We start from the raw sequence: 13377 nt of genomic DNA, 5'->3' as shown, positions 1-13377 counted from the left end.
GGGGCCATGTCACAGCTACTCATTGCACCCGACTCGCTTGCGACAGCTGCCACCGATGTCGACGAGATCGCCGCGGCGATCCATGCGGCCAGCACCGCGGCCGCGGGTCCGACTTCGGGCGTATTGGCAGCCGCCGGCGACGAGGTATCGACGGCAATCACCGCGCTGTTCAACGACTTCGGCGCCGAGTACCAGCAGGTAGTCCGGCAGGCGAACGCCTTCCAGAGCGAGTTCGCCCGGGCACTCGCGGCCGCCGGGACCGCCTACGCCGAGGCCGAGCTCGCCGCGCGCACCGTGTTGGCGAACGCGGCCGGCGGAATTTTGAGTGCCTCGGGGGCGGCGTTGCCCGCGGCCGGGCAGAACATCGCGCTGATCATGGGCGGCACCAACAATCCGCTGCCCACCGCCGAGTACCTCGCGGACATCCAAAAGTGGTGGATCCAAAAGCTTTTGCCGGGCTGGATTCCCAAGGCACTGTTCACCCCCGAGCAGTTCTGGCCGGTCACCCCAGACCTGGGCACCATGACCTACAACCAGTCCGTCGCCAAGAGCGTGAGCCTGTTGAACAGCGCGATCAGCCAGCAGATCGGTCTGGGAAACAACGTCGTCGCGTTCGGCTATTCGCAGAGCGCCTCGATCATCAACAACGAAATCGTTGCGCTGATGGCGGCCGGTTCGCCCTACCAGGGCCAGCTGTCCTTCCTCATGGCCGCCGCCGGCAACAACCCGAACGGCGGTCTGCTGTCCCGCTTCCCCGGGTTCTACATCCCCATCCTCGACGCGACGTTCAACGGCGCCACCCCGGCCAACAACCCGTACCCCACCCAGATCTTCACCGCCCAGTACGACGGCATCGCCCACGCTCCGCAGTACCCGCTGAACGTCCTGGCCGACGTCAACGCGGTGATGGGCTACTTCTACGTGCACAACCAGTACCCGACGCTGTCGGCCAGCACCGCCATCCAACTGCCGACCTCACCCGGGTACACCGGCCACACCCAGTACTACATGTTCCCGACCCAGAACCTGCCGCTGCTGCAGCCGATCCGCGACATCCCCTACGCCGGCCCGCCCATTGCCGATGTGCTGCAGCCGGCGCTGCGGGTGATGGTCGACCTCGGCTACAACGACGGCTATGCCAACCTGCCCACCCCGGCCGGGCTGATCAACATCCCCAACCCGGTCAATGTCGCCTACTACCTGGGCCAGTCGCTGTGGCAGGGACCCTACGGCGCCGCGGTGGAGATCGGCGTCGAAGCCGGCTGGTGGGGTCCCGAACACTTCCCCGACGCCTATCCGTGGGTGCCGTCCACCAACCCGGGACTGAACTTCTACCTCGGCCCCAGCCTGAGCCAGTCGCCGGTGACCGCGGTGTCGCTGCTCAGCGGCGCACTGGGCGACGTGTTGGACATCATTCCGCCGATCTTCAACTGACCGGGGCCCCCCTCAGCCCAGCGGCGACGTGGTGCGGATCGCCTCGTCGCGGATCAGCCCCCGCAGCAGCGCCGTGCTGAACTCGGCGGCGATCTCCTTGGCCGTGCGCCGCCCGCTCGGGCGCAGCCAGCGGTAGCTGCCCAGCGTCATGCCGATGTAGCCGAGCGCCAGCACGTGCGAGTCGCACTCGTAGAACTCACCGCTGGTGATGCCGCGGTCGATCAGCCCATGCACGTGCTCGTAGACCTGGGCTTCCTTCTCGCGCACCTCGGCGACCTGTTCGGTGGTGAACCACTCGGTGATGTAGGGCTGCTCCTGGAAGTACACCGCAGCCCGCTCGGGGTTGCCGGCGATGCCCGTCAAGAGGCGAACGGTGTACTGGTACAGCGCTTCCCGGGCGGTCCAGGACGGATCGTCGTGTACGGCGGCCAGCGTTCCCTCGGCGGCCTGACGGTAGATGTCGAACAGGATCAGCGACTTGCTGGCGTAGTAGTGGTAGACGGTGGCCTTGTTCAGCCCGATCACGTCGGCGACGTCGTCCATCCGGGTGCCGTGGTAGCCGCGGGCGGCGAACAATTTGGTGGCAACAGCCAGCAATTCCTCGCGCCGCGAAAGGCCATTTTCGGACGGCATCTTTACTCACTATCGTCGCATTTACCAATCAACTGGTTGGACAGTTTACGGGCGGCACCACCTGTCGCCGCGACGTGGATGGGACTAGACTTGCCCGGGTATTCAGTCGCGAGTCGAACACCAGACGAGAGGTGGCCTTATGGACCCGAGTCCTGACTACGACGGAAGCGACGAGATCGAGTTCTTCTTCAGCTATCTGACCTGGGGTTTGCGCGGCGTCGAGGACGGCAACGGCTACCCGCCGCCGGCCTACCCGCCCGTCTAGAACGCCTGTCTGGCCTGTCTAGAGCGCCTTCAGTTCCTCGGCGACCTCAGTTACCGACTTCTTCGCGTCCCCGAACAGCATCGTGGTGCCCTCCCCGTAGAACAACGGGTTGTCGATGCCGGCGAACCCGGAATTCATCGAACGCTTCAGCACGATCACCGACTTGGCCTTGTCGACGTTGAGGATCGGCATGCCGTAGATCGGGCTGGACGCGTCGTTGCGGGCCGCCGGGTTGGTGACGTCGTTGGCGCCGATGACGATCGCGACGTCGGTGCGGGCGAACTCGTCGTTGATGTCGTCCATGTCCTTCATCGCGTCGTAGTCGACCTCGGCCTCGGCCAGCAGCACGTTCATGTGCCCGGGCATCCGGCCGGCGACCGGGTGGATCGCGTACTTGACCGGCACACCCTTGGCCTCCAGCAACGCGGCCATGTCCTTGACGGCGTGCTGTGCCTGCGCGACGGCCAGGCCGTAACCCGGCACCACGATCACCTGGTTGGCGTAGGCCATCTGGATCGCGGCATCGGCGGCCGAGGTGGCCTTGACGGTCTTGTCTGCGCTGTCACCGCCGCCGACGGCCACGCCGCCGCCACCGAACCCGCCGGCGACGATCGCCGGGATGGACCGGTTCATCGCCTTGGCCATCAGGTTGGTCAGGATGGAACCGGAGGCGCCGACGATCATGCCGGCCACGATCATCGCGGTGTTGTTCAGCGCCAGGCCCGCGGCCGCGGCCGACAGCCCGGTCATCGCATTCAGCAGCGAGATCACCACTGGCATGTCGGCGCCGCCGATGGGCAGCACCACCATCAGGCCCAGCACGCCGGCCGCGGCGAGCAGGCCGATCATCCACCACAGCGACGCCCCGCCGGTGCCCGGATGTGCGTGCAGGCCGACGACAACCGCGGCCCCGACCGCGGCGACCAGTAGCAGCAGGTTGACCGGCTGCTGCAGTTTGCCGAACCCGATCGGCGACCCGGAGATGATCTCCTGCAGCTTGCCGAACGCGATGATCGAGCCCCAGAACGAGATCGACCCGATGATCGCGGCGAACAGCGAGGCCACCACGATGTGCACGGTCGGCGACTCGCCGTGCTGGAACGCCGAGAAGCCCTTGGTCTCCATGAACTCCGCCAGCGCGATGAGCGCGACCGTGCCGCCGCCGACACCGTTGAAGAAGGCCACCAGCTGCGGCATCGCGGTCATCCTGGTCAGCCGCGCCGGCGGCACGCCCAGCACCACACCCACCACCAGCCCGGCGATGATCCAGATCCAGCTCTCGGTGTGCCGGATCTTGACCAGCGTGGCGGCCACGGCGATGGCCATCCCGACCGCAGCGATCAGATTGCCGCGCACCGCGGTTTTCGGACCCGTCAGGCCCATCAAGCCGTAGATGAACAGCGAGAACGCGAAGATATAGAGGCCGATCACCAGATAGTTCATTTGGCGGCCTCTTCAGATTTCGCCGCGGGCAGGGCCTTCTTCTTGCCCTTGAACATGCCCAGCATCCGGTCGGTGACGATGAAGCCGCCGATGACGTTCAGCGTGCCGAACACCACCGCCACGAACAGGATGATCTGCACGGCCAGCGAGGGGTGCTCCACTTCGCCGAACACCACCAGCGCGCCCAGCACCACGATGCCGTGGATGGCGTTGGTGCCCGACATCAGCGGGGTGTGCAAGGTGTTGGGCACCTTGGAGATCACCGCGAACCCGACGAAACCGGACAGCACCAGGATCGCGAGGTTGGCCAACAGCTCGTCGTACATCTACGCCTCTCCTCCGGCCGTCTTGGGCCGCGTCACACAGGAATCCGCGATGACTTCGTCGTCGAAGTCGGGGGCCAGCTTGCCGTCCTTGATCAGCAGATCCAGCAGGGCGGTGATGTTCTTGCTGTAGAGCTCGCTGGCGTGCTCGGGCATGGTGGCCGGCAGGTTCAGCGGCGAGGCGATGGTGACGTCGTGCTTGACGACGGTCTGGCCGGGCTCGGTGAGCTCGCAGTTGCCGCCGGTCTCGCCGGCCAGGTCCACCACCACGCTGCCCGGCTTCATCGCCTCGACCGCGGCGGCGGTCACCAACCGCGGCGCCGGGCGGCCGGGCACCAGCGCGGTGGTGATCACCACGTCGAAGCCGCTGATCGCCTTCTCCAGCGCCTGCTGCTGCTGGGCGCGCTCGTCGTCGGTGAGCTCGCGGGCATACCCACCCTCGCCGGCGGCGTCGATGCCGATGTCCAGCCACTGCGCGCCCACCGAGCGCACCTGGTCGGCCACCTCGGGCCGCACGTCGTATCCAGTGGTGCGGGCACCCAGTCGCTTGGCCGTCGCCAGCGCCTGCAGCCCGGCCACGCCGACGCCGAGCACCAGCACGGTGGCCGGCTTCACGGTGCCCGCCGCGGTGGTCAGCATGGGGAAGAACCGGGTGGACTCGGAGGCCGCCAGCAGCACCGCCTTGTAACCGGAGACGTTGCCCTGCGACGACAACGCGTCCATCGCCTGTGCCCGCGAGATACGCGGAATCGCCTCCAGGGCGAAGGCCTGCACACCGGCCTGCGTCAGCGCGCCGATCGAGTTGTCCTTGTTACGCGGCGCCAGGAAGCCGATCAGCGTCTGCCCGCTGTGCAGCTTGCCCACTTCCTCGGCGGTCGGTGGCGCCACCTTCACCACGATGTCGGCCGCCCAGGCGTCACCGATGGTGGCGCCGGCATCGATGTAGAGCTGGTCGGGCAGCAGCGCGCGCTCCCCGGCGCCGGATTCGACCACCACGGCCAGGCCGTTGTTCACCAGTCCGGCTACCGCTTTGGGTACCAACGCAACGCGCCGCTCGTCGGCCCCGGATTCGGCCACCACCCCGACCTTCACGAGTCCTGCCTGCGCTTCTGTCATGGCGCGTACATCCACTTTCTGATGTTTTTGCCGGGTACACACCCCGATCTGATTGCTCAGACACCCTACGGGACTTTGCAGCCCCGCCAATAACGCGACCACCAGAGCGTAAATGTCCGATGTGCCCGAAAGTGGCGGTCAACGCGTGTCATATCGTGGCGGACATGGACTTCGCGATGTCGGCTAAAGCCAGCGACTACCACAAGAAACTGTCCGACTTCATGACGGAGTACGTCTTTCCCGCCGAGGCCGAGTACGACCGGTACCGGCACGAGGCCGGGCCGGACGACTTCACGGTTCCGCCGGTGGTCGAGGAGCTCAAGGTCAAGGCCAGGGAGCGGGGCTTGTGGAACCTGTTCCTGCCCGCCGAGTCGGGTCTGACCAACCTGGAGTACGCGCCGCTGGCGGAGCTGACCGGGTGGAGCCTCGAGATCGCGCCGGAAGCGTTGAACTGCGCGGCGCCGGACACCGGCAACATGGAGACCCTGCACCTGTTCGCCACCGAGCAGCAGCGCAAAGACTGGCTGGAGCCGTTGCTCAACGGCGAGATCCGCAGCGCCTTCTCGATGACCGAGCCCGCGGTAGCCAGCAGCGATGCCCGCAACATCGAGACCTCGATCGTGCGCGACGGTGCCGACTACGTGATCAACGGCCGTAAGTGGTGGACTTCGGGCGCCGCGGACCCGCGCTGCAAGATTCTGATCGTGATGGGGCGCACCAATCCCGAGGCGGCCAGCCACCAGCAGCAGTCCATGGTCCTGGTGCCGATCGACACCCCGGGAGTGACCGTGCTGCGGTCGACCCCGGTGTTCGGCCGCCAAGACCAGCACGGCCACTGCGAGATCGACTTCGACAACGTCCGGGTGCCGGCGACCAACCTGCTCGGCGAGGAGGGCTCCGGTTTCGCGATCGCCCAGGCGCGGCTGGGGCCGGGCCGCATCCACCACTGTATGCGGGCTCTCGGCGGCGCCGAGCGGGCTTTGGCGTTGATGACGCATCGGGCCAACAGCCGCATCGCGTTTGGTCGCCCACTGGCCGACCAGGGTCTGGTGCAGCACGCAATTGCCAAGTCCCGCAACGAAATCGACCAAGCCAGGCTGCTGTGCGAGAAGGCTGCGTGGACCATCGACCAGCACGGCAACAAAGCCGCCCACCTGCTGGTGTCGCAGATCAAGGCGGTAGCCCCGCAGGTGGCTTGCGATGTCATCGACCGCGCGATTCAGGTGCACGGCGCCGCGGGTATCTGCGACGACACCCCACTGGCCCGGTTGTACGGCTGGCACCGCGCCATGCGGATCTTCGACGGTCCCGACGAGGTGCACATGCGGACCATCGCCCGCAGCGAACTCGGCCGCGAGCAGTCCGCGCTGGCCGCAGCGGTCACCAACAATGGCTGACGGATTACGAGATCTGCCGGGCGGGTGGAACTTTCGCGACGTCGCAGACACCGCCGGGGCGGTGCGGCCGGGCCGGCTGTTCCGCTCCGGTGAGCTCAGCGGTCTGGACGACGAGGGCCGCGCGGTACTGCGCGAGCTGGGCATCACCGATGTCGCCGATCTGCGCGCGGCCCGCGAAGTCGCCCGGCGCGGGCCGGGGCGCGTGCCCGACGGCGTCGACATCCACCTGCTGCCGGTACCCGACCTGGGCGACCAGAAGGACGACGGGCCTGATCAGGACGCACCGCACGAGTCCGCCTTCAAGAAAATCCTTGCCGAAGGCTCGCCGGAGGACTCCGACGAAGACATCGAGGCCAGAGCCGTCCAGTACATGATCGACGAATACCGCCAATTCCCCACCCGCAACGGGGCGCAACGCGCGGTGCAGCGCGTCTTCACACTGCTGGCCGGCGGACGCCCGGTGCTCACCCACTGCTTTGCCGGCAAGGACCGTACCGGCTTCGTGGTCGCGACGGTGTTGGGGGCCTTGGGCATTGATCGTGACGTCATCGTCGCCGACTATCTGCGCAGCAATGCCGCCGTGCCGGTGTTGCGCCATCAGATCATGGAGATGGTCGCCGCGCGCCCCGACGTCGAGCTGACCCCCGAGGTCGTGACGTTCACCAAAGCCCGGCTGTCCGACGGGGTGCTGGGGGTGCGGGCCGAATACCTGGCGGCGTCCTGGCAGGCGATCGACGAATCCTTCGGGTCGCTGGAGGCCTACCTGCGCGCCTCCGGGGTCACCGAGGCCGACGTGCGGCAGCTGCAGCGCGCCCTGCTGGGCTGAGCCGGCGCGGTCGGCCGAAAGGCCGGACAGCGCGGCGGAATCGCTTTACCCTCAACGGATACCAGCCGGGCGGAATTCTCGACCCGGGGTGCTGGAAGGGATTGCGCTTGTCGTACGTATTCGCCCAAACGCCCGAGTTGGCAGCTGCGGCAACCGAATTAGCTGGGCTCGGTGCGACCATCGGCGCGGCCGGCGCGGCCGCGGCGGGGCCCACGACCGCGGTGCTGACGGCCGCCGCCGACGAGGTGTCGGCGGCGATCGCCGATTTCTTCGGCGAGTACGGCCGGCAATTCCAGGGGATCAGCGCGCGCATCGATGCGCTCTACGGCCAACTGGTGCAGCGCCTGAGTGCCACCGCGGCGTACTACGCCGACGCCGACGCCCTCAACACGGCCCAGTTGGTGCAGAGCGCGACGGCCGGTCTGACCACCCCTGCTGTCGGCGCGCCGTCGGGGCTCAGCACGGCGATCGTGATGGGCGGCACCGGAATGCCGATGCCCACACCCAAATACCTCAACGCCATCACCGAGCTGTTCCTGTCGCCGGCCATCCCCGTCTCCGGGTTGTTCACCCCCGAGCAGCTCTACCCGATCACCGGCGTCCGCTCCCTGCCACTGGCCACCTCCGTGCAGCAGGGGCTGGAAGTGCTGAACGCGGCCGTCTCCAATCAACTGGCGCTGGGCAACCACGTCACCGTCTTCGGCTACTCACAGAGTGCAATCATCTCGTCGCTGCTGATGCAGCACTACATCTCGCTGGGCCCGAATATGCCGGACCCCGGCCTGATCAACTTCATCCTGACCGGCAACGAGATGAACCCCAACGGTGGCGTGCTGGCCCGCATCCCCGGGCTGAACATCTCCACGATCGGCCTGCCGTTCTACGGTGCCACCCCGGACGGGCCCTATCAGACGACGACCTACACCCTCGAGTACGACGGGTTCGCCGACTTCCCGCGCTACCCGCTGAACATCCTGTCCGACCTCAACGCGGTGTTCGGCATCCTCACCGTGCACACCACCTACGCCGACCTGACGCCGGCCCAGATCTCGTCGGCGACACTGCTGCCGACCCAGGGCGCCACCAACAACCAGTGGTACATGATCAGCCACCCGGATCTGCCGCTGCTGGACCCCGTGCGCGCCATCCCCGTCATCGGCCAACCCCTGGCCGCACTGGTGCAACCGGATCTGAAGGTGCTCGTCAACCTCGGCTACGGCGACCCGAACTACGGCTACTCCACCAGCCCGGCCAACGTACCCACCCCGTTCGGGCTGTTCCCCGACGTTCCTCCGGGCGTGATCGCCAACGCCCTGGTCGCCGGAACCCACCAGGGCATCAACGACTTCCTGGCCGTGACACCGACGGCGCTCACCTCGCCGCCGGTGATCGCCGCGCCCGCCTTCCCGCCGTTGATCCAGCAGTACGTGCCCGCGGCACCGCCGTCGCTGCCCGCGACCCCGATGAACATCGCCAACACGCTGGCCTCGGTGGTGTCCACCGGCTACTCGGTGCTGTTGCCGACGGCCGACCTGGCCACCGCGTTCGCCACCACGCTGCCCGCCTACGACGCGACCCTGTTTTTGAGTCAGCTCGCCCAGGGCAACATTGTCGACGCGATCCAGCTGCCGCTCGCGGCCACCACCGGGTTGGCGGCACTGGGCGGCATGATCGAGTTCATCGCCGTCGTCGAGGCGGCCGCGGAGATCGCTGCGGACCTGCAGAGCCTGCACTTCTGAGCAGCGCGCCGCAGCGACCGCGGCGCCGCACTTTGCCGTGTCGCAGTGAATTCGCTTGGCGGTCAACGATTCAGCGCAATAGTCCGACGCAACGGGAGCTTCCATCTACGCTGTCGCCAACATCGTCGGGGGCCTGGAAGGATTTGCGGGAATGTCGTTTCTGGTTAACGAGCCCCACGTCATGGCTACCGCAGCCGCGGACCTCGAGGGAATCGCTTCCGCCCTCAGCACCGCCGGCGCGGCTGCGGCTGGGCCCACGTCGAGCCTGCTGGCAGCGGCGGGCGATGAAGTCTCTGCGGCCATCGCCGATCTGTTCGGCGCGTACGGCCGGCAGTGCCAAGACGTGCTCACGCACGCGTCGGCATTTCAATACCAGTTCCAGCAGTCCCTCGGCGCAGCCGCGAACGCCTACGCGAACGCCGAGACGGCTATCGCAAACAGCCTGCCGGGGCTGTTGGGAGCGCCGTCGGCACCGGCGCCCGGCGCCGTCAGCCTGCCGCCATTCCCGCCCAATCTGCTGTCGATAATCATCGGCGGCACCGGAGTTCCGATACCGACTCCGAAGTTGATCAACGGCGCTCTCGATCTCTATATCCGTCCCGACGCCCTGCACCCCACCGTCCCGTTTCCCCTTGTCACTCCCGAAGAGCTGTATCCGCTGACCGGAGTGCGGAGCATGACGCTCAACGCGTCGGTGCAAGAGGGCCTGAACATCTTGGACGGCGCGCTCTACAAACAGATCGCCATGCTGAACCAGCCGGTAACGGTGTTCGGCATCTCCCAGAGCTCCGTCATCGCCTCGCTGGAGATGCGGAACCTCGCTGCGGGCACTTCGCTGTTCGGGGCCCACCCGCCCGACCCGTCCATGCTCAACTTCGTGCTGACCGGCAACGAGATGAACCCCAACGGCGGCATGCTGTCGCGGTTCCCGGGTCTCGCCCTGCCGGCACTCGGGCTGGATTTCTACGGCGCGACACCCTCGGACACGCCCTACCAGGTGGCCAACTACACCCTCGAGTACGACGGGTTCGCCGACTTCCCGCGGTACCCGCTCAATTTCCTGGCAGACCTCAACGCGCTTGCCGGCATCATCTACGTGCACCCCACCTATTTCGACCTCAGCGTGGCCCAGGTCAACAATGCGGTTCAGTTGCCGACCTCGCCGGGCTACACCGGCAACACCACCTACTATGCAATCCCGACCCAGAACCTGCCGCTACTGGAACCGCTTCGGGCGCTGCCGGTGATCGGTAACCCATTGGCCAACCTGCTGCAGCCGGACTTGAAGGCCCTGGTCAACCTGGGCTACGGAGACCCGGCCCACGGCTACTCGACGAGTTACGCCGACGTTGCGACCCCGTTCGGCCTGTTCCCGGAGGTGCCCCCACAGGTGGTGACCAACGCCCTGGTCGCCGGGACGCAACAGGGTATCCACGACTTCAGCGTGGACCTGCAGGCGCTGGCCGCACATCCGCCCACCCTGCCGTCGTTCGCAGCGCCGACGCCGGGCGACCTGCTGGCGACGGCGGCGAGATTCCCGTCGCCGGAACGGATCGTCAACACGGCCGCGACGATCATCTCGACCGACTACGCCGTCCTGCTGCCCACGGCCGACATAGCTCTCTCCCTCGCGACAGCGATGCCGATATACGACGCCCAGCTCTTTGCGCAGCAGCTCGCGCTGGGCAGTGTGGTGAATGCGATCGGGTATCCGCTGGCCGCCAACGTGGGTCTGGCGACGATCGCCGGCGGTGTCGAGGCGCTGACCATATTGGCGGCGGTCAGCAGCAACGTCAGCGCCGTCGAAAGCCTGCTCGCCTGACGCGTGCGCGAGCCGCAGGAAACTCTCAGGAATTTAGCCACGCTATCCAGGCGATTCCGCTCACCTACCGGCCAGACCCGATCTACGCTCACAATGCTGCGCCTCGCGACGGCCTTCAGCGCTGGGTCGTCGGGTCCTTGGCAACGGCGGTGTAGCACCCAAAGGCCTTGGCCGAGAGAGGAATTCGTCGATGTCCTACTTAGCGACGCAACCGCAGCTGATCACCGACGCCGCCGAGAACCTGGCCGGAATCCGAACCGCGCTCGCCTCGGCGAACGCCGCCGCCGCGGGCCAGACAACCGGTCTGGCTGCCGCCGCCGCCGACGAGGTCTCCCAGGCCGCGGCAGCGCTGTTCCGCGCGTTCGGTCTGGAATACCAGGACGTCGTCGGCCAGGCGGCGGCATTCCACGACGAGTTCAACCGCGTGCTGGCAGCTGCTGGTGGCGCCTACGCCGAAGCCGAGGCGGCCGGCGCGGCGGCCCTGGCGGCCGCGTCACCGATCGAGGCGCTGCTGGCGCCGCTGCAGCCGATGCTCGCTCCGATTCAATCGCTGTTCGCCCCGGCCGCAAGCGTCGCGTCCGGCGGGACTCCCGTCACGATGCCCGTCGGGACGACCGTTGCCACCGTGTACAACTCGGCACTGATCATGACCGGCAGCGGCACACCGATACCCTCACTGGCGTACATGGCCAGCGTGCGGCCGTGGATTCAGTTCCAGGTGGCCAACGCGCTGTCGATTCCGCTGAACACCCCAGAGGGTTTGTATCCGCTCACCCAGATCAAAGACCTGCCGCTCAGTCAGTCGGTGGCGACCGGTGTGACGGCGCTGAACAACGCGCTGTTCAGCCCGACCGGCCTGATCACCGCCGGGCAGAAGGTCTCGGTCCTCGGCTACTCGCAGAGCGCCATTTTGTCCTCGCTCGAGTTGCGCAACCTGATCGCCGCGGGCAGCCCGCACGCCGGTGATCTCAGCTTCACCCTGCTGGGCAACCCGATGTCCCCCAACGGCGGTCTGCTGTCCCGGTTCCCGGGGCTGACCATGCCGGCCTTGGGCCTGGATTTCTACGGCCCCACGCCGGCGAACTCCGGCTACCCGGTCAACGTGTTCTCACTGCAGTACGACGGATACACCGATTTCCCGCGCTACCCGATCAATTTCCTGGCCGACCTCAACGCGTTCCTGGGCATCCAGACCGTGCACGGCACCTACCCCAACATCATCAATGCCACCACCGGCGCACTGGCACCCGGCTACAAGATGGTCGAGTTGCCGGTCTCCCCGACAACGGCCGCCAACGGGCTGGACCACTACTACATGATCACCTACGACCATCTGCCGCTCGTGCAGCCGATCCGGTCCATCCCGCTGATCGGAAATGCATTGGGAGACTTGATCGAACCGAACCTGACCTACCTGGTGAACTGGGGCTACGGTGATCCGCACTACGGCTATTCCACCTCCTACGCCGACGTCTGGACCTCGTTCGGGTTGATCCCGCCGATCCCGCAGAACTTCATCGGCGACCAGATCGCCCTGGCCAACCAGGGCTGGGGAGCATTCGTCGGCGACCTCCGGGCCATGGCTCCCACCTCGCTGCCGTCGCTGACCGGCCTGCTGCCGAGCGGTGCCGGCGGTGGCCTGTCGCTGCCGTTCACGTTGCCGGGCGCCACCGGCTCGCCGGTCGACAGCTTCTTCGATGCGCTCCGGTCGGCGAACACCAACATCGTCAACTCCATCACCAGTGCGACCGCCGACGGTTACGCCCTGCTGTTGCCCACCGCCGACATCGCGAACACCATCGTGACCACGCTGCCCTCGTATGACTTCAACCTGTTCCTGGACGGCATCCAGCAGGCGGTCCACGGCGACCCGATGGGTGTGGTCAACGCGATCGGCAATCCGATCGCCGCAAACGTCGCGCTGCTGACGCTGGCCGGTGGATTCCAGACCATCGTGACGATCGACACGATCGAGTCCGTGATCGGCGACCTCACCGGCATCCTCTGATGTCGTACCTCGCCGCGCACACCGATGTAATCGCAACGGCGGCAGTCTCTCTGGAGGACCTGCAGGCGCTGATCGGTGCGGCGAGCTCGGCCGCGTCCGCACCGACCACGGGTTTGGCGGCGGCGGCCGCCGACGAGGTGTCAACCGCGATCGCAAATCTCTTCGCCGCAAACGGCCGGGAATGCCAGGCGGTGATCGCCCAGGCGACGGCATTCCAGAGCGAATTCACCCGGGCAATGGCCGCCGGTGGACTGGCCTACTGGAGACCGAAGTCGCCAACGCCGCGTCGAACGCGCTGAATCCGATTCTCGCGCCGATCAAGTCGCTGCTCGGCGGAGCCGCGGCGGCCCCGGCCGCTGCCATCACGTTGG

Annotated in this window: 12 protein-coding genes; 8 read left to right on the top strand and 4 right to left on the bottom strand. The window is 67.0% G+C overall.

Annotation, left to right across the window (positions count from 1 at the left end; genetic code table 11):
* The first annotated feature begins 6 nt into the window (after window positions 1–6).
* Window positions 7–1434, top strand: a complete 1428-nt coding sequence (locus L6444_RS01910; protein WP_236980028.1) for a PE family protein — start codon at window positions 7–9, stop codon at window positions 1432–1434.
* Window positions 1435–1446: 12 nt separating this feature from the next.
* Here L6444_RS01910 and L6444_RS01905 read toward each other — a convergent pair whose 3' ends face one another.
* Entirely contained in the window at window positions 1447–2067 is a 621-nt protein-coding gene (locus tag L6444_RS01905; RefSeq protein WP_236980026.1) for a TetR/AcrR family transcriptional regulator, read from the bottom strand.
* Window positions 2068–2206: 139 nt separating this feature from the next.
* Between L6444_RS01905 and L6444_RS01900 the strand changes: the two genes are divergently transcribed.
* Window positions 2207–2332, top strand: coding sequence for a hypothetical protein (locus L6444_RS01900; RefSeq protein ID WP_236980024.1), 126 nt, complete (start codon window positions 2207–2209; stop codon window positions 2330–2332).
* Between the two features lie 18 nt (window positions 2333–2350).
* On the opposite strand, the gene L6444_RS01895 is transcribed toward L6444_RS01900, so the two are convergent.
* From L6444_RS01895 to L6444_RS01885, 3 genes are read right to left on the bottom strand one after another with little or no spacing between them, the layout of a single operon-like run.
* Window positions 2351–3775, bottom strand: a complete 1425-nt coding sequence (locus tag L6444_RS01895) for an NAD(P)(+) transhydrogenase (Re/Si-specific) subunit beta (protein ID WP_236980022.1) — start codon at window positions 3773–3775, stop codon at window positions 2351–2353.
* Window positions 3772–4101 (bottom strand): NAD(P) transhydrogenase subunit alpha part 2, encoded by a 330-nt coding sequence (locus tag L6444_RS01890; protein ID WP_236980020.1) that lies wholly within the window; start codon window positions 4099–4101, stop codon window positions 3772–3774. The genes L6444_RS01895 and L6444_RS01890 overlap by 4 nt, the downstream gene beginning before the upstream one ends.
* Window positions 4102–5214, bottom strand: a complete 1113-nt coding sequence (locus tag L6444_RS01885) for a Re/Si-specific NAD(P)(+) transhydrogenase subunit alpha (RefSeq protein WP_236980018.1) — start codon at window positions 5212–5214, stop codon at window positions 4102–4104. It lies immediately after the preceding gene.
* A gap of 176 nt (window positions 5215–5390) precedes the next feature.
* On the opposite strand from L6444_RS01885, the gene L6444_RS01880 reads away from it, so the two are divergent.
* The 6 genes from L6444_RS01880 to L6444_RS01850 all read left to right on the top strand — a co-directional run bounded on the left by L6444_RS01880 (window position 5391) and on the right by L6444_RS01850 (window position 13305).
* Complete coding sequence (locus L6444_RS01880; protein WP_236984585.1) at window positions 5391–6611, top strand: acyl-CoA dehydrogenase family protein; 1221 nt, start codon at window positions 5391–5393, stop codon at window positions 6609–6611.
* Entirely contained in the window at window positions 6604–7437 is an 834-nt protein-coding gene (locus L6444_RS01875) for a tyrosine-protein phosphatase (RefSeq protein WP_236980017.1), read from the top strand. Before L6444_RS01880 ends, L6444_RS01875 begins: the two co-directional genes overlap by 8 nt.
* Window positions 7438–7544: 107 nt before the next feature.
* A complete protein-coding gene (locus tag L6444_RS01870; protein ID WP_236980015.1) occupies window positions 7545–9176 on the top strand; it encodes a PE family protein in 1632 nt (543 codons plus the stop codon).
* A 151-nt stretch (window positions 9177–9327) separates the two neighbouring features.
* Window positions 9328–10998: a PE family protein gene (locus L6444_RS01865; RefSeq protein ID WP_236980013.1), complete on the top strand. Its 1671-nt coding sequence runs from the start codon at window positions 9328–9330 to the stop codon at window positions 10996–10998.
* A gap of 190 nt (window positions 10999–11188) precedes the next feature.
* The gene (locus tag L6444_RS01855; RefSeq protein WP_289624895.1) at window positions 11189–13006 is read left to right on the top strand and encodes a PE-PPE domain-containing protein; all 1818 of its coding nucleotides are present in this window, start codon (window positions 11189–11191) and stop codon (window positions 13004–13006) included.
* The gene (locus tag L6444_RS01850) at window positions 13006–13305 is read left to right on the top strand and encodes a PE family protein (RefSeq protein ID WP_236980011.1); all 300 of its coding nucleotides are present in this window, start codon (window positions 13006–13008) and stop codon (window positions 13303–13305) included. The genes L6444_RS01855 and L6444_RS01850 overlap by 1 nt, the downstream gene beginning before the upstream one ends.
* Window positions 13306–13377 lie beyond the last annotated feature (72 nt).

The sequence above is a fragment of the Mycobacterium kiyosense genome (genome assembly GCA_021654635.1).
Classification (GTDB): Bacteria; Actinomycetota; Actinomycetes; order Mycobacteriales; family Mycobacteriaceae; genus Mycobacterium; species Mycobacterium kiyosense.
The sequence above is the reverse complement of the archived record's forward strand: the minus strand, read 5'-3'. Positions and strand labels throughout refer to the sequence as shown.

Coding starts and splice junctions, on each gene's coding strand:
- L6444_RS01910 (WP_236980028.1), top strand. CDS start 7: ATGTCACAGCTACTCATTGCACCCGACTCGCTTGCGACAGCTGCCACC.
- L6444_RS01905 (WP_236980026.1), bottom strand. CDS start 2,067: ATGCCGTCCGAAAATGGCCTTTCGCGGCGCGAGGAATTGCTGGCTGTT.
- L6444_RS01900 (WP_236980024.1), top strand. CDS start 2,207: ATGGACCCGAGTCCTGACTACGACGGAAGCGACGAGATCGAGTTCTTC.
- L6444_RS01895 (WP_236980022.1), bottom strand. CDS start 3,775: ATGAACTATCTGGTGATCGGCCTCTATATCTTCGCGTTCTCGCTGTTC.
- L6444_RS01890 (WP_236980020.1), bottom strand. CDS start 4,101: ATGTACGACGAGCTGTTGGCCAACCTCGCGATCCTGGTGCTGTCCGGT.
- L6444_RS01885 (WP_236980018.1), bottom strand. CDS start 5,214: ATGACAGAAGCGCAGGCAGGACTCGTGAAGGTCGGGGTGGTGGCCGAA.
- L6444_RS01880 (WP_236984585.1), top strand. CDS start 5,391: ATGTCGGCTAAAGCCAGCGACTACCACAAGAAACTGTCCGACTTCATG.
- L6444_RS01875 (WP_236980017.1), top strand. CDS start 6,604: ATGGCTGACGGATTACGAGATCTGCCGGGCGGGTGGAACTTTCGCGAC.
- L6444_RS01865 (WP_236980013.1), top strand. CDS start 9,328: ATGTCGTTTCTGGTTAACGAGCCCCACGTCATGGCTACCGCAGCCGCG.
- L6444_RS01855 (WP_289624895.1), top strand. CDS start 11,189: ATGTCCTACTTAGCGACGCAACCGCAGCTGATCACCGACGCCGCCGAG.
- L6444_RS01850 (WP_236980011.1), top strand. CDS start 13,006: ATGTCGTACCTCGCCGCGCACACCGATGTAATCGCAACGGCGGCAGTC.